Here is a 16,211-nt window from a genome sequence, read left to right on the forward strand (position 1 = left end):
CACAAGAGGCAAGCGGGTCGATTGAAGAGCGGGGGTGGTGTCATGCAGCTTTCCACGCGGTATGCGGCTATGCTTCTGGCGCTGTCCGTGCCGACCCATGCGGCGTCGGCGGCTGCCCCGGCAAGCGCTGTGGCTTTCTCGCCCACCGACCCACGCCACGTCCGGCTTTACTCACTCGAACGCCAGGCCTTCGCCCTGTTCGACAATGACGATTATGCCCTGTCCATGTCGCAAAAGACCCGCGACGCCTGGACCCGCCTGCACGCCGCCGCATTGAAGGCGAAGGTGGCGGGCAAGCCCCATCCGCTGGCCGGCGTCGCGTTGATCAACCTGTCCTCCATGGACCAGATCGACGGCAAGAATCCCGATGCGCTGGCCCATGTGACGGAAGGGCTGGCGCTGGTCGCGCCGTTCGCCGACGCCTATCCAGTGGCCTGGATGCAGGGCCTGTCGATCAAGGGCTATGTCCAGGCCGCATTGGGCGACGTCACCGGCGGCGCGGACATATTGGCGCAGGCCAGCCGGTACATGGACGGCTATATCGCCCGCACCCCGCCGGACAAGCTGGACGAATCGACCCATATGTTGCGGTCCAACATCGCCTTCTCTCACGCGCAAGCGCTGACCCGCCTTGGCCGCAATGACGAGGCGGTGGACGCGCAAAGGGCCAGCATGGAGGCCCGGATAGCGGCGGTCGGACCAAACAGCCCCGATACGATCGGCTCCTATTATAATTATGCGCAGATGCTCCAGCGCGCCGACCGCGATGTCGAGGCGGAAAAATATGCGCGCATGGCGGTCGATATCGCCACCGATCATGTCGACCGCAAACATCCCAGCTACGCCCGCGCGCTGGAGGCGCTGGGCCTGCTGCTGTCGCGGACGGGGCGACGCAACGAAAGCCTGGATTATCTCCAGCGGGCCATCGCCATCAAACGCGACACGGTGGGGACCAGCAGCCTCTATTTCCAGTTCGGCCTGCAAAATCTCGGCACGGTGTTGCTGCCGCTGGAACGCTATGCCGACGCTGAAACGCTCTTCATGGAGGCCGAACGGGGCTTTCGCGGAATCGAGGGCGACAATAGCCCGCAATCGGCCCGCGCCCTCGCCTTCGCCGCATCGGCTGCCCTGGCGGAAGGACGGCGCGATCAGGCCATCGAACGGTTTAACGCTGCCCTGGCGCGGGTGCGCGCAGGATCGGACAAGGACCGCGATATCGGCCAGCGCGTCTATCCCTATCTGATCCCGGCTTTGATCGCTGCCGGACAGGGCGAAGCATCCCGCGCCGCCGCCGCCGCCTTCGCCGCGGAAACCCGCCAACTCGATAATGCGCCTGCGATTCCCTTGGCGCAGGCGGCCATGCTGTCGGCCTGGACCGGATCTGACCCGGCAAAGCTGCATGAATCGGCGGAACGGCTCGCCGGGGTTTTGCGTGACGGCACCGTCATGAACGACAATGGCGAACTGACGGAAGAACAACGCGCCGCGCTCGACGCTGTGCTGGCCGTCGCCGCACAGACCCAGGATGCCGCGTTGGCGCTGGACACGATGGCGGTGCTGGCGGGGTCGCGCATTGCCCAGGCAAACCGGTTGGTGTCCCAGCGCATGGTGACCGACCCCGGATTGGGCGGTCGGGTGCGCAGCCTGCAGGATAAGGTGAAGACGCTGGAAGCCGCCGACCGCCGCCTGTTGAAGGCGTTGGCGACGGACAATGGCGTCGCCGCGGCCCGCGCGGAACGGGCGACGATCGCGGCGGTCGTGGAGGCCGAGCGCGCGGCCATCGCCCGCGACTATCCGCGCTGGGTGGATGCGCATGGGGGTGCGCAGCCCGATCTGGCCGCCGTGCGTGCCAGCCTTGGCCAGGGCGAAGCGTTGCTGGCGGTGATGCCGGCCTTTGACGGCGTCTATCTGCTGGCCGTTGGGACTGATGGAACACATATTGAGCGAGCGGGGATGGATCGCGCTGCACTGGTGGCGCTGGTCGGTCGGCTGCGATCGTCGCTGACCCCGGCCGGTTTCGACCAAAGCAGCGCGCACGACCTCTACCGTCAGATTTTCACGCCCGGCATCCTCACCGCGCTGGGCCAGGCCCGCACGCTGCGCATCGTGCCGACCGGCGCCTTCGCGTCATTGCCATTCGGGATGTTGCTACAGCACCCCGTCGCTGCGGTGACGCGCCATACGCCCTGGCTGATCCGCCGCTTCGCGATAGAGGTGCAACCCGGTTTCGCGACAGGCGGCGACAGGCGGCGGCAGATGGCCATGCGCGGCCAGCGCTTTCTGGGCATCGGCGCGCCGCTGGCCTTTGCCGACGCCAAACCGGCCGACGTGACGCGGGGAACAGGGGCGCTTCTGGCCGCCAGTTCCTATTTCCGCAATGGCGGCACCGATACGCGCGCATTGTCCCAATTGCCGCCGCTGCCGGGATCAGTCACCGAATTGCGGGCGATCGCCCACCGTTTCGGTTCGGATCACGCCACCTTGCTGATCGGCGCGGACGCCAGTGAAGCCCGGCTGCGGGACCGCGACCTGTCCAGCTATGGCGTCATCCTGTTCGCCACCCATGGCCTGGTGAGCGGCGAGATGGAAGGCGTGGCCGAGCCGGCGCTGGTCCTGTCTCCGCCCGACGCCGCCACGGCGGGCGAGGATGGGCTGCTGACCGCGTCGGAAGTGGCATCCATGCGGATCGGCGCGGATTGGGTGATCCTGTCGGCGTGCAACACCGCAGCGGGGAATGATGCGCAGGCCCCGGCCTATTCGGGGCTGGCGCAGGCGTTCCGCTATGCCGGGGCGGGATCGCTGCTGGTATCGCACTGGCCGGTGCGGGACGACGCCAGCGCCTTCGTCACGCTGGAGACGGTGAAGGGCGCCGCGCGTGGCCTGCCCCGCGCCGTGGCGTTGCAGCGGGCGATGCTCAAACTGATCGGGTCGAAGCGGCCCGACGCCGCCCAGCCCTATATCTGGGCGCCGTTCATCCTGATGGGGCGTTAACCCGCTTCGAGCGCCGCGCCGGCCTCCATCCAGATTTCCTCCGCCGTCTCCAGCTTCTTTTCCACCTCGGCGCGCTTCACCATCAGCTGGCTGGTGGTCATCTTCGCCTCTGCCCCGGTCGCGGCCTTGGGATCGGACAGCACCGCGTCGATGCGCTTGCGCTCGGCGATCAGGGTCGTCATTTCGCGCTCCGCCTTGTTGACCGCGTTTTTCAAGACCTTCTGCTTCTCGCGCCATTCGGCGGCGGCCTTCTTGTCGGCCTTGCGGTCCACCTTGGGCGCGTCACCGCCGCCGCTGTTGCCGTCGGCCTTGCGCAGGATGATGTCGGTATAGTCGTCCAGTGATCCGTCGAACGGCTGGGCGGTGCCGTTGTCGACCAGCACCAGACGGTCGGCGACCAGTTCGATCATGTGGCGGTCGTGGCTGACGATCACCACCGCGCCGCTATAGTCGTTCAGGGCCTGGACCAGCGCCTCGCGGCTGTCGACGTCCAGATGGTTGGTCGGCTCGTCCAGGATCAGCATGTGCGGCGCGTCGCGGGTGATGAGGGCGAGGGCGAGGCGGGCGCGCTCGCCGCCGGACATGGAGCCGACCTTCTGCACCGCGCGCTCGCCGGAGAAGCCGAAACGGCCGAGCTGGGCGCGCACCGCGCCGGGCGTCGCGCCCTTCATGACGCGGGTCATATGTTCCAGCGGGGTGTCGGTGACGTCCAGTTCCTCCACCTGATATTGGGTGAAGTAACCGACATTCATCTTGGGCGAGCTTTGCATCGTCCCTTCCATCGGGGCGAGTTGCGCGGCGATCAGGCGGGCCAGCGTCGTCTTGCCATTGCCGTTGCGGCCGAGCAGCGCCAGCCGGTCGTCGGGGTCGATGCGCAGGTTGATGCGCTTGAGGATCGGCGTTTCGGTATAGCCGACCGAGGCCATGTCCATGGTGATGAGCGGCGGGCGCAGTTCGGCGGGGCTGGGAAAGCCGAAATGCAGCGTCGGGTCTTCGCTGGCGGCGGCGATGGGTTGCATGCGGGCCAGCGCCTTGGCGCGGGACTGGGCCTGTTTCGCGGTGGAGGCGCGGGCGGAATTGCGGGCGACATATTCCTGCAATTTCTCGCGCTCGGCCTGCTGCTTGGTGCGGGCGGATTCGAGCTGGGCGAGCCGTTCGGCGCGTTGCCGCTCGAACGCATCATAGCCGCCGGGATAGAGGGTAACCTTCCCCCCTTCCAGATGCAGGATATAGTCGACCACATTGTTCAGCAGGTCGCGTTCGTGGCTGATGACGACCACGGTGCCGCGATAGGCTTTGAGGAAATTCTCCAGCCAGAGCGTGGCTTCGAGGTCGAGATGGTTCGACGGTTCGTCGAGCAGCAGCAGGTCCGGGTTGGAGAAAAGCAAGGAGGCGAGCGCCACGCGCATCTTCCAGCCGCCCGAATAGCTGTCGAGCGGGCGGCCCTGCATTTCCTCGTCAAAGCCAAGGCCGACGAGGATGCGGGCGGCGCGGGCGGGCGCGGTATAGGCGTCGATCGCGGTCAGCCGCTCGTAAATATGGCCGAGGCGATCGGGGTCTTCGGTATGCTCCGCCTCCGCCATCAAGGCGGCGCGTTCCTTGTCGGCTTCGAGCACGGTGTCGAAGGGGGTCGCGGTGCCGGACGGGGCTTCCTGCGCGATATAGCCCAACCGCGTGTCGCGGGGCATGTCGCACGACCCCTCGTCCGGGTCGAGTTGGCCGATCATCACCTTCATCAGCGTGGACTTGCCCGCGCCGTTGCGGCCGATGAGGCCGACGCGGCTGCGCGGCGGCAAGGCGGCAGCGGCGCGATCGAGAATGACGCGGCCGCCAAGGCGCACGGTGATAGAGTTGAGATTCAGCATGGGCGCGCCTGTAGCAGAGGTGCAGCGGGTCGGAAAGGCGTGGACGCGGCGTTTTGCAAGGTGGCGTGGCGTTGCGAAGTTCACACTGTCGTGGCCGACGCAAAAGCGTGGGGACGGACGGGTGGAGTGGATTTCGCAATAGGAGAATTTTTGCGAAATGGGGGTGGGCCGCGCTGGGGTGCTGCGCGGTGGTCGGAAGGCTGACGGTGGGAAAGAGCGGGGTGGATTATGGCATGAGTGATGGGGTGTAGGACAGGGGGAAGTGGCCGATTGCGGATCGGCAACTCTCGCGTTTCTAGCAGCGGATAGCTGACCTTACCTTGGGTCCACGCTGCCTTAGCTTTTTGACCTTAGCTAACGAATATATTAGATGCGCTACAAATTCCGCTCACATGAAGCAAAATGAGGCACCTAAATCTATGAAGGTAACTCCGGTTTCCAAGACGTTATCCGAGGTGCTTCGCGGTAACTTTCTGAAAGTTCCAAGATTTCAACGTCCATATGATTGGGACAGAGACAATCTTACTGAATTTTGGAACGACATTAGGGACAGAGGAGACCCAGAGTATTTCATGGGATCGATCGTCGTTTTTGGAGACCAAAAGGAAAAAAATTTAATCTCCCTTGTAGACGGCCAACAGCGCATCACAACGATAACGATATTGCTCGCCGTCCTGAGAGATGCGCTAGAAGAACGAGGCGAATCTGGCCCTTCTGCAGCTTTGCATGAGTTGATCGAAACCCGCGATCTCGACAATAAAAGTCGCTATACACTGGAGCACGATCCAGCGGATAAATATTTTCAGTATGCTATACAGTCAAGATTGCCTGACAAAAAAGTGAGTCCTGTTGGCGTGCAGCAGCAGAATTTGCAGATGGCTTTTCGATTTCTTGAATCATCCGTCAAAGATCACGTTAAGAAAAATTTTTTGGATAACCCAAGCAAGGCGGTAGCCTATCTAAAGCACTTACGCGATTGCCTCCTGCAGATGCATTTCATTTCTATTGAATTAGATAATGAAGACGACGCGTATCTCATTTTTGAAACGCTTAATACGCGTGGAAAAGATCTTAGAGCCTCGGATCTTTTGAAAAATCATTTCATGAGATTGCTTCCTGCCAAAACTAAAGGCCATGACGTAGTAAAAGACGCATGGTCCGAAATTGTTGAGAAACTAAATAGTTCTACATACACAGTTGATACTGACTCATTTCTATTACATTATTGGCTTTCTCGCGAATCTTCTGTGTCAAAGGCCAGTCTATTTGTTCACTATAAAAATGAAATCAAGAAAACGAATGCGAAATCTTGGCTAGAAGATCTCAGGATGGCATCCAAGACGTACATCAGGTGCATCTCGCCCTCTGACGGAACATGGGCCAAAGAAGAGCGCGATTTGCGCGAATCGCTGCAAGCACTTCGCATCTTTGGCGTGGCACAAGCGGCGCCTCTTATGTTAGCAGTCATGACCCAGTACGAGCGAAAAACAATTTCGTTGAAATCAACCAAAGCCTCGATTGGAATGATCGAAAATTTCGCATTCCAGTTTAACGCACTCACTCAATCTCGGGGTGGCGGAGGCGTGGCCAATATGTACGCCCGTCTTGCCCAAAATACGATGGAATGTACAAACGCGCAGGAATTTGTTGCTGTCTTCAAGGACATGCGGGCCAAGTTTAGTGAGCGAGTTCCTGATGAGACTGAATTCACTCTTCCATTTTCGCGCATCATATTTCGAAATACCTACACGCGCGATCGTGCGCTTGTCCGGTATATTTTGACGAAGTTAGCAAAGCATTATGGGCTTCCGGAAGAGGTTGATATCGGAGCACTGACGATAGAGCATATCCTTCCTCAAGAACAAGGGACCGAGACAGATGATGAGTCTGACGTTGGTGCAATCGGAAACCTGATTTTTGTTAACGAAGCTATCAATGGCGAACTTGGTAATAAGTCGTTCGTAGAAAAAAAGAAAATATTTTCGTCCAAACACAATGTGTACATGGATGAATTTCTTAAAGATGCTACCGAGTGGACGGATGATCAAATTTCAGATCGTGGCATTGAATTAGCTAAGGTAGGATATAATAAAATCTGGCACATTTAGACAATAAAGCATGCCGTTTTACATAAATGTCATAGCAGACGTAGCGAATAATGTCAGCTCATGGGGTCGTCGGCTGCCAAGTGGAACGGCAACGAATGGCGCAAACCCGACAGCCCCCACCCCAACCCCTCCCCTGAAGGGGAGGGGCTTTAGGGAACGCCCCCTGCCCTACCCCTTCGCCGGTCCCTCGGCATACAGCGTAAACGCCCCCTTCAATCCCCCCACGCTCGATTGTCCGACCCACAGGTCGAACGCGCCCGGTTCGGCGATGCGCTGGCTGCGGGCGCCGACGAACTCCAGATCGACGCGCGAGAGAGAAAAGCGGACGGTCTTGCTTTCGCCTGGATTCAGCGTCACGCGGGCCATGCGTTTCAATTCGCGGATCGGGCGGGTGCGGCTGGCGACGCGGTCGCGGGTGTAGAGTTGGACCACTTCGCTGCCCTTGCGGTCGCCCTTGTTGGTGATGCGGGCGGTGACCTCGATCGCGGCGTCCCACCGGAGCGCGGTGTCGGATAGTTTCAGCTGGTCCAACACGAAATCGGTGTAGGTCAGGCCGTGGCCGAAGGGGAAGCGGGCGCTGTTGTCGGTGGTGGCGTAGCGGGCTTTATATTCGGTGCGGTTGTCGATCACCGGGCGGCCGGTGGATTTGCGGTCATAATAGAAAGGCTCCTGCCCGCTTTCCCAGGGGAAGCTGACGGGGAGTTTGCCGGACGGATCGACCCGGCCCAGCAGGATGTCGGCGATGGCGTGGCCGGCCTCGCTCCCCAGGAACCAGGTGGCGAGGATCGCCTGCGCATTGGCGACGCCGTCGTGCAGCGCAAGCGCGCGGCCGTGGCGCAGCAGGATCACGACCGGGGTGCCGGTGGCGACCACGGCGTCGGCCAGCGCCTGCTGCGCGGGCGGGATTTCGATGACGGTACGGGACTGGGCTTCGCCCGACATGGCCTGCGATTCGCCGATGGCGAGCAGGACGATGTCCGCCGCCTTGGCCGCCGCGACCGCCTGGGCGATGCCGCCGTCGATCGGCCCGCTGATCTCGCTGCCGCGGGTGACGGTCAGCTTTGCCGGGTCGGGGAGCGCGGCGCGCAGGCCGGTGGCGATGTCGACGCCCTTGTCCGGGTCGCCGTAAAAGGCCCAGGGGCCGTAGAGATTGGCGGTGTCGTTGGCGAAGGGACCGATCAGGGAGATCTTCTGCCCCTTGGCCGGGTCGATCGGCAGGACGCCTTCATTCTTGAGCAGCACGACGGAGCGAGTGGCGGCTTCGCGGGACAGGGCGCGGTGGGCGGGGGTGAAGATGCGGGTCTTTTCTGCTTCCTCGTCGAGCGATCGATAGGGGTTGTCGAACAGGCCGATGGCGGCCTTTACATAGAGGATGCGGCGCACGGCGACGTCGATCGTGCCCATCGGCACCGCGCCGCTTTTCACCAGTTCGGGCAGATAGCGGATATAGAGGCCGCTCTGCATCGACATATCGACGCCGGCGAGGACGGCGAGCCGGGCGGCGTCGCGGTCATCCTCCGCAAAGCCATGGGCGACCAGTTCCTCGTCGGCGGTGTAATCGGAAAAGACGAAGCCGCGAAACTGCATCTCGCCGCGCAATATGTCGGTGAGCAGTTCACTGTCGGCGGTGGCGGGGACGCCGTTGATTTCGTTGAAGGCGGCCATGGTGGTGAGCGCGCCGGCCGCGAACGCCTTGCCGAAAGGAGGCAGATGGGTTTCGCGCAGTGTTTCCTCGCTGATGTCGACATTGCCATATTCCAGGCCCGCGGCGACCGCGCCATAGGCAGCGAAATGTTTGGGGCAGGCGAGCAAGCTGTCGTCGCGGCGCAGGTCGCGGCCCTGAAAGCCACGGATGCGGGCAGCGGACAGTAGGCCGGTGAGGGTGACGTCCTCCCCTGCCCCCTCGACCACGCGGCCCCAGCGCTGGTCGCGGGCGACATCGACCATGGGGGCGAAGGTGAGGTGGAGGCCGGCGGCGGTGGCTTCGATCGCCTGGGCGCGGGCGGTGCGCTCGCACAAAGCGGGGTCGAAGCTGGAGGCTTCGGCGAGCGGCACGGGGAAGATGGTCTTGAGGCCGTGGATGACGTCGCCTGCGAAGAGCAAGGGGATGCCGAGGCGGCTGTCCTTGACCGCGATCTCCTGCGCGCGCCGGCCGCCTGCGACGCCGATGCCGTTGAAGAGGCAGCCGACCCGGCCCTTGCGGATTTCCCCTGACAGGCGCTTTTCGTCCTGGATGCCGACCTGCGGGTTGGGCGGGTTGAAGGGGCGGAAACTGTCGGCCAGGCAGGTCATCTGCCCGGCCTTTTCCTCCAGCGTCATCCTGGCGATGAGGGCGTCGACGCGCTCCACATCGGTTTGCGCGAGGGCGTGGCGGGGGAGGCCGAGGGCGAGAACGCCGCCCAGCGTGCGGATCAGGAGGTCGCGGCGATCGAAGGTCATGTGGGGAGGGCGTAACCGGACAAGGATGAATGAAACTTGTCCAGCCAACGCGACGGCACGATTTTTGTTGCACTGCGGCAATGAACCTGCGGCACGGCAGCGATGAGGGGCATGTCTGAAAGGCTATGGTGGACGCACTTGGGCTCGAACCAAGGACCCGCTGATTAAGAGTCAGCTGCTCTACCAACTGAGCTATGCGTCCACACCGGCCTGTTTCCGGTCCATATAGAACCGACTGCATCGGCCCGATGCAGTGGTGGACAGGGCTGGATTCGAACCAGCGTACGGGAAACCCGGGCAGATTTACAGTCTGCTGCCTTTAACCACTCGGCCACCTGTCCAGTGCCCTGCGCGACAAAGAAATTTGCGTTTCCGCCCCGCTGGAGGCGGCTCAATGGCGAAAGGAGACTTGCCTGTCAATGGGGTGATGTGAAAAGAGCGCATTCATGAAAAAGCCCAATCGCTCCACTAAGTCCAAGGGCGCCTTCCCGCGCTTCTATGGTCGTCACGCCGTTATAGCGGCGCTCGCCAACCCCAACCGCATCGTGCGCAAGATATGGGGCACGCGCGAAGCGCTCGGCGCCCTCGATCTGCCGCCAGTGCTGCCGATCGTCTATGCCGACGTCGCCGACATGGGCCGGATGGTCCCATCCGACGCGCCGCATCAGGGCATCGTTGCCGAAGTCGAGGCGCTGGACGATGTCTGGCTGGGCGAGATATTGCTGGAAGGGCAGGACGACAAACGGCCGATCCTGGTGCTGGACCAGGTGACGGACCCGCATAATGTCGGCGCGATCCTGCGCTCCGCCGCCGCGTTCGACGCGCTGTGCATCGTCACGCAGGACCGGCATGCCCCGCCAGAATCCGGCGTGCTGGCGCGCGCGGCGTCTGGCGCGCTGGAAAATGTGCCCTGGGTGCGGGTGGTGAACCTGGCCCGTGCGCTCGAAGAGATTGCCGAAGCGGGTTACTGGCGCATCGGGCTGGATGGCGACGCCGACACCACATTGGGCGAGGCGATCGGCGAATCGCGCGTCGCGCTGGTGCTGGGGGCGGAGGGCGAAGGGCTGCGCCACAATACGATCGCCCATTGCGACATCATCGCCAAGCTGCCGATCAGTCCGCGGATGGAGAGCCTGAACGTATCGAACGCTGCGGCGATCGCGCTGTACGCCGCGACGGTTCGCTGATCCGCCCGGGAAGGAGAGCGCCATGGACCGCCGGTTTCCTGCCAAGCTGTATCGCACCCTGGGGGCGTTGGCGGGGCTGCTGGCGCTCTCCGCCTGCCTGGTGACGCCGGGGACGTTCGAATCGAGCCTGGACATCCGCGCCGACCGCAGCTTCGCTTTCACCTACAAGGGGGAGATATTGGCGTCGGAGATGGGCAAGACCGGCATGACCGGCGGCGCGCCGTCGACAGACGATGACAGCGAAGGCGAGACAGAAGCCGCGCCGACGCTGATGCAGATCGCCGCGCGGGACGAGGATTTCAGCGATGCGCTCGCCGATGGTGCAGACAAGGGCGACGAGGCGCAGATGCAGGCGATCGCCGCCGCGCTGACCAAGGAAAAGGGATTTCGGTCGGCCCGCTATATGGGCAACCGCAAGTTCGAGATCGATTATGCGATCACGGGCAAGCTGACCCACGCCTTCCTCTTCCCCTTCAACATCGATGCACAGATCATACTGCCCTTCGTCGCGGTGGAGTTGCGCGGGGACGACCGTGTGCGGGTCAAGGCGCCGGGCTTCGCCAACGGGTTCGACAAGAGCCAGGGACCGGCCGGGATGGGCGGCATGGGGAGCGGAGCAGGGGACGAGGCGGCGAAGGCGCTGAACGGCCGCTTCACCATGACCACCGATGCGGAGATCATGAGCCAGAATCAGGAAGAGGGCGCGCAAACCACGCCCCAAGGCAAGCGGATCGTGTGGGCGATATCACCGCTGACCAGCGACGCGCCCGCGGCCACGCTGCGGGTCCAGCCATAATGGCATAATGGCGTGTTCCCGCGCAGGCGGGAACCCAGTTCGGACGTTTCGACTGGGTTCCCGCCTGCGCGGGAACACATTATGCTTGCATCACAGGGCAGGCCTTTGGTGCGACAAGAACTATCGCACCCGCCATGTTCAAAGACGCATCAGTCTTCCGGCGCGATGGTGACGCGCAGGCCGTCGAGCGAATCGCTCAGCATCACCTGGCAGGACAGGCGGCTGGTTTCGTTGCGATGGTCGGAACTGTCGAGCAGGTCGTTTTCGTCCTCGCTCATGGCCGGCAGCGCGTCAGCAAAGGCCGGATCGACATAGACATGGCAGGTCGCGCAGGAGCAGCAACCGCCGCACAGCGCCAGCAATTCGTCAAAACCGTTGTCGCGGATGATTTCCATCACCGACAGGCCATTATCACCATCGACAGCCTGTTCTTCACCTGCACGGTTGACCACGATCAATTTCGGCATCTATCCAATCCCCTCGAATTTTCTCCGCCGCTCTGACCCAGAGACGCCGGGAAATCAAGGGCTGGACAGCAGAGTTATGGTTACGAGTGCGGAACAGTTACGCGCCAGCCTGGACGCCATCGCCCTGTTGGAGCCTGGCTTTGGCACGGCGATCGGCCGGGTGGGCTATCCCGCCCCGCGGGTGCGGGCACCCGGATACGAAACGCTGCTGCGGACCATCGTGGGCCAACAGGTCAGCGTGGCGGCCGCGGCGGCGGTGTGGCGCAAGCTGGAGGCGGAGCTGGGCGAAGGCTGCGCGCCCGACGCCCTGTTGGCGCGCGACTTCGACGCCTTGCGCGCCTGCGGCCTGTCCCGCCAGAAACAGGGCTATGCCCGCAGTCTGGCCGAACTGATCCTGTCGGGCACGCTGGACCTGCACGCCCTGCCCGCCGATGACGAGGAAGCGATCGCGCAACTCGTCCGTATTAAAGGCGTCGGGCGCTGGTCGGCGGAAATCTACCTGTTGTTTGCCGAAGGGCGACCCGACATCTGGCCCGCCGGCGACCTGGCGGTGCAGATCGAGATTGGCCGCATCCTGGGCCTGCCCGAACGGCCGAGCGAAAAACTGACCCGTGAGGTCGCCCAAGCCTGGCGCCCGCATCGCGGCGCCGCCGCGATCATGGCCTGGCACCATTATAACACCGAGGTATTTTGACATGACTCTCCCCCCCAATCTCCCTCATGCCCGCTACATCGTCCTTCAGCATGAAGGCGTGTGGAAGATCAATCTGGACAACAAATATTACGGCCCCTTCCCGACCCAGGCGCTGGCCGTGGACAGTGCCACCGGCACGGCCCGGCAGGCGAGCGAGGCGGGCTATCCCGCGTCGGTGCTGCTGATGCAGGGGACGCAGTTCGAAACTTTGTGGACCAGCGTTACGGATTGAGTTTTTGGCTGACCTGTTCTTTGGGTCAGATAGCCGCGTCTTTTGCACCGCAACGGAACCAAGCGGCGGTCAGGGACTTTATTGGCTCCAAGTCTAACGGGTCAGGTCATGAGCAAGAAGGTTCTGATAGTCGAGGACGAGATTTTCGTCGCACTGGAGATCGAGCAGATCGTGGAGGACGCCGGATTCCAGGTCGGGGCGATTGCCGCCGACCGGGAAGGTGCCCTAGCCTGCGCGCAAGACTGCGATATCGCTTTGGTCGATCTTAACTTGCGCGACGGCCCGACCGGGCCGCAGATCGGCATGGAACTGGCGACGCGCCATGGCATCCGCGTGATCTATGTCACCGCAAACCCGTCCCAAATCGGCGCGGCGTCAGTGGCGGCGCTGGGCGTCATCACCAAGCCGTTCCGCGCGCAAAGCATCAGCGCCACGCTACAGCTGGCGGCCGCCGAGCAACCCGACCTGACTGCTGCTGAAATTGTCGGCTTTACGCCGTTTCCGCCGCCCGGCTCATGGAACGGGATGGAATCCAGAGGCTGAGACGCAGGCCGTCCGGCCGCCAGTCCCGCTCGATCCGCCCACCCAATTGCCGTTCGACGCTGAGCGTCATCAATCGGCTGCCGAAACCATCGACGCGGCCAGGCGCGACCGGCGGACCGCCTTCTTCCCGCCAGTCGATGCGCACGTCGCCCCCTTCAACCGACACATGCAGATGCACCATGCCGTCGGCCACCGACAGCGCGCCATATTTGGCCGTGTTGGTCGCCAGTTCGTGGAATAGCAGCGCCAGCGGCGTCGCCGAGCGATCATCGATTGCCGGATCATTGCCCGACAATGCAATGCGCGATCCCGCCGCGCCGCGATAGGGCGCGAAAATCTGGTCGAGTATGCCCCACAGGCTGCCCTGCCCCCCGCCCGCCTGCGGCGCGGATTCGGCACTGTGCGGCCGCACGAAGTCATGGGCACGGCCAAGCGCCAGGATGCGGTCACGCAGATCGTCGGCCACATCGGCAATTTCAGGATGCTGCCGCGCCGACAGGCCGATCAGGCCCGCAATCACCGAAAATATATTCTTGATGCGGTGCGACAGTTCATGCGCGATCATCTCGCGCTCTTCCATCATCAGCTTTTGTTCGTGGATTTCGGTACAGGTGCCGATCCAGCGTATGATCGTGCCGGCACCATCGCGGATCGGCAGCGCCCGGCCCAGCGTCCAGCGATAGTCGCCGCTATGATGCCGCAGCCGATATTCGATCTCATAAGGTTCGCCCGTCGCCAGGCTGTGGCGCCAGCGCGACCGGGCACGGTCCTGGTCATCGGGATGAAACATGCCGTTCCAGCCTTCACCATCGGTCGATCCGGCCGGTACGCCGGTATAGTCATACCAGCGGGCGTTATAATAATCATGATAGCCGTCGGGCAGCGTCGACCAGACCATCTGCGGCATCGCATCCGACAGGGTCCGAAACATGCGGTCGCTTTCGGCGACGGCGGCGGCATCCATCCGCTGCCGCAGGATCATGTCGCGGTCGCGGCGGCGTCCTTCCAACTCCACCATCACCTGTCGGGCGAGCAGGGTGAGGCCCTGCCGCTGCAACGGCGTCAGGTCGGCGCGCGAGACGGTGTCGATCACGCAGAGCGCGCCCAGGGGTTCGCCATTCGCCCCTATCAGGGGCGCGCCGGCGTAGAAGCGGATATGCGGCGGGCCGGTGACCAGCCCATTGTCGGCGAAGCGGGGATCGCGGGTGGCGTCAGGGACGAGGAAGATGTCCCCGCCCAGCATCGCCAGCGCGCAGAACGAAACATCGCGCGGCGTTTCCTCCGCATCGATGCCGACGCGGGACAGGAAGAATTGCCGCACATCTTCAACGATACTGACCAGCGCGATCGGCGCGCCGCATAGTTGCGCTGCGAAACCTGTGATTTCGTCCAGGTTACGAAAGCCGCCGGCGTCCAGATCGTAGAGCGACAGCAAAGCCGCTCGATCCGTCGCCAGTCCGTGCGCCTCAGCCATCGCTGACCCGCTCGATATCGGCACCAACGGCCGACAGCTTTTCCTCCAGCCGCTCATAGCCGCGATCGAGATGATAGACGCGCTGCACCTGGGTTTCCCCTTCGGCGGCAAGACCCGCGAGGATGAGGCTCATCGAGGCGCGCAGGTCGGTCGCCATTACCGGCGCGCCGACCAGCTTGTCGACGCCGCGGACGACGGCGGTACGGCCGTTGACGGCGATGTCCGCCCCCATGCGCGCCAGTTCGGGGACGTGCATGTAGCGATTTTCGAAGATGGTTTCGGTCAGGACCGACGCGCCGTCCGCCTTGGTCAGCATCGCCATGAACTGCGCCTGCATGTCCGTCGGGAAGGCCGGGAAGGGCGCGGTCGACAAGGTCAGGGGCTTGAGCTTGCCATCCGACGATATGCGGATGCCGTCCTTGTGCGGATCGACCTGAACGCCCGCGTCGCGCAGCGCGGCCAGGATGGCGTGCATGTCGTCGGCATTGGCGCCGATCAGGTCGACCGACCCGCCGGTGATGGCGGCGGCGCAGGCATAGCTGCCCGCTTCGATCCGGTCGGGCATGACGCTGTAGGTTGCGCCGTGCAGCCGTTCGCGCCCGTGGATGATAAGCTTGTCGGTGCCGATGCCCTCAATATCCGCGCCCATGGCGACCAGCAGATTGCAGAGATCGACGATTTCCGGCTCGCGCGCGGCGTTTTCGAGGATGCAGGTGCCCTTGGCGAGCGACGCCGCCATCACCGCATTTTCGGTGGCGCCGACCGACACAACGGGGAAGGTGAAGATGCCGCCGGGCAGGCCGCCATCCGGCACGCTGGCGCGCACATAACCAGCCGTCGTTTCGAGCGTCGCGCCAAAGGCTTCGAGCGCCTTGAGATGCAGGTCGATCGGGCGGTTGCCGATGGCGCAGCCGCCGGGCAGCGACACGCGGGCTTCACCGGCGCGGGCCAGCAACGGGCCGAGCACCAGGATCGACGCACGCATCTTGCGCACGATGTCATAGGGCGCTTCGGTCGAGGTGACGCGGCCCGCGCGCATGGTCAGGACGCGGCCGAAATCCTCCGGCCGGGCGCCTTCGATCATGGTCGACACGCCCAGTTGGTTCAGCAGATGGCCGAAACTGTCGACGTCGGCCAGCCGCGGCAGGTTGCGGAGCGTCACCGGCTCGTCGGTCAGCAGCGCGCAGGGCAGCAGCGTCAGGGCGGCGTTCTTTGCGCCGGAGATGGGGAGGCGGCCGTTGAGCATATTGCCGCCGCGGATGTGAATACGGTCCATTGGACAGGGTTCATAGCGCCTCCAGCGCGCCGTGCAAGGCAGCTGACCGCCATTCGTGATGGTTAATCCGGCCGGACGGCAAACATCGGCAACATAATTGCAAAGCGGGCGGCAGGCTTGATCGAGTTTAGTGCGCATC

The 16,211-nt window shown here is 63.3% G+C and carries 12 protein-coding genes and 2 tRNA genes; 7 read left to right on the forward strand and 7 right to left on the reverse strand.

The features are described from left to right. Positions 1–42: 42 nt before the first annotated feature. Positions 43–2,991, forward strand: coding sequence for a CHAT domain-containing tetratricopeptide repeat protein (locus tag HHL08_RS06255; RefSeq protein ID WP_169571617.1), 2,949 nt, complete (start codon positions 43–45; stop codon positions 2,989–2,991). Here the strand turns inward: HHL08_RS06255 and HHL08_RS06260 are convergent. Further along, entirely contained in the window at positions 2,988–4,856 is a 1,869-nt protein-coding gene (locus HHL08_RS06260) for an ABC-F family ATP-binding cassette domain-containing protein (RefSeq protein WP_169571618.1), read from the reverse strand. The genes HHL08_RS06255 and HHL08_RS06260 overlap by 4 nt on opposite strands. A 392-nt stretch (positions 4,857–5,248) precedes the next feature. Between HHL08_RS06260 and HHL08_RS06265 the strand changes: the two genes are divergently transcribed. Then, positions 5,249–6,964, forward strand: a complete 1,716-nt coding sequence (locus tag HHL08_RS06265) for a DUF262 domain-containing protein (RefSeq protein WP_169571619.1) — start codon at positions 5,249–5,251, stop codon at positions 6,962–6,964. A 168-nt stretch (positions 6,965–7,132) separates the two neighbouring features. Here HHL08_RS06265 and HHL08_RS06270 read toward each other — a convergent pair whose 3' ends face one another. The 3 genes from HHL08_RS06270 to HHL08_RS06280 all read right to left on the reverse strand — a co-directional run bounded on the left by HHL08_RS06270 (position 7,133) and on the right by HHL08_RS06280 (position 9,744). Continuing rightward, positions 7,133–9,403 carry a glycoside hydrolase family 3 N-terminal domain-containing protein gene (locus HHL08_RS06270; RefSeq protein ID WP_169571620.1) on the reverse strand — a complete coding sequence of 757 codons (2,271 nt, stop codon included), beginning with the start codon at positions 9,401–9,403 and terminating at the stop codon, positions 7,133–7,135. A 126-nt stretch (positions 9,404–9,529) separates the two neighbouring features. Then, a tRNA-Lys gene (locus HHL08_RS06275) sits at positions 9,530–9,605 on the reverse strand. Between the two features lie 52 nt (positions 9,606–9,657). Continuing rightward, positions 9,658–9,744: transfer RNA gene (locus HHL08_RS06280), tRNA-Tyr, on the reverse strand. 105 nt (positions 9,745–9,849) lie between these two features. Here HHL08_RS06280 and rlmB point away from each other — a divergent pair. Together rlmB and HHL08_RS06290 are read left to right on the forward strand one after the other, a co-directional pair. Beyond that, positions 9,850–10,590, forward strand: coding sequence for a 23S rRNA (guanosine(2251)-2'-O)-methyltransferase RlmB (gene rlmB, locus HHL08_RS06285; RefSeq protein ID WP_169571621.1), 741 nt, complete (start codon positions 9,850–9,852; stop codon positions 10,588–10,590). Positions 10,591–10,612: 22 nt separating this feature from the next. After that, positions 10,613–11,386, forward strand: a complete 774-nt coding sequence (locus tag HHL08_RS06290) for a hypothetical protein (protein WP_169571622.1) — start codon at positions 10,613–10,615, stop codon at positions 11,384–11,386. A gap of 149 nt (positions 11,387–11,535) precedes the next feature. On the opposite strand, the gene HHL08_RS06295 is transcribed toward HHL08_RS06290, so the two are convergent. Continuing rightward, positions 11,536–11,853 (reverse strand): 2Fe-2S iron-sulfur cluster-binding protein, encoded by a 318-nt coding sequence (locus HHL08_RS06295; protein ID WP_066605787.1) that lies wholly within the window; start codon positions 11,851–11,853, stop codon positions 11,536–11,538. 76 nt (positions 11,854–11,929) lie between these two features. On the opposite strand from HHL08_RS06295, the gene HHL08_RS06300 reads away from it, so the two are divergent. The 3 genes from HHL08_RS06300 to HHL08_RS06310 all read left to right on the forward strand — a co-directional run bounded on the left by HHL08_RS06300 (position 11,930) and on the right by HHL08_RS06310 (position 13,322). Next, positions 11,930–12,547: a DNA-3-methyladenine glycosylase family protein gene (locus tag HHL08_RS06300; RefSeq protein WP_169571623.1), complete on the forward strand. Its 618-nt coding sequence runs from the start codon at positions 11,930–11,932 to the stop codon at positions 12,545–12,547. Position 12,548: 1 nt separating this feature from the next. Beyond that, positions 12,549–12,779 carry a DUF2188 domain-containing protein gene (locus HHL08_RS06305; protein ID WP_169571624.1) on the forward strand — a complete coding sequence of 77 codons (231 nt, stop codon included), beginning with the start codon at positions 12,549–12,551 and terminating at the stop codon, positions 12,777–12,779. Positions 12,780–12,887: 108 nt separating this feature from the next. Continuing rightward, on the forward strand, positions 12,888–13,322 hold the full coding sequence (locus tag HHL08_RS06310) for a response regulator (RefSeq protein WP_169571625.1): 435 nt from the start codon (positions 12,888–12,890) through the stop codon (positions 13,320–13,322). On the opposite strand, the gene HHL08_RS06315 is transcribed toward HHL08_RS06310, so the two are convergent. Further along, positions 13,270–14,796 (reverse strand): PAS domain-containing protein, encoded by a 1,527-nt coding sequence (locus HHL08_RS06315; RefSeq protein WP_169571626.1) that lies wholly within the window; start codon positions 14,794–14,796, stop codon positions 13,270–13,272. The two genes, HHL08_RS06310 and HHL08_RS06315, sit on opposite strands and share 53 nt — an antisense overlap. Continuing rightward, positions 14,789–16,072: a UDP-N-acetylglucosamine 1-carboxyvinyltransferase gene (murA, locus tag HHL08_RS06320; protein WP_169571627.1), complete on the reverse strand. Its 1,284-nt coding sequence runs from the start codon at positions 16,070–16,072 to the stop codon at positions 14,789–14,791. Before murA ends, HHL08_RS06315 begins: the two co-directional genes overlap by 8 nt. Positions 16,073–16,211 lie beyond the last annotated feature (139 nt).

Source organism: Sphingobium psychrophilum, assembly GCF_012927105.1.
Lineage (GTDB): Bacteria > Pseudomonadota > Alphaproteobacteria > Sphingomonadales > Sphingomonadaceae > Sphingobium > Sphingobium psychrophilum.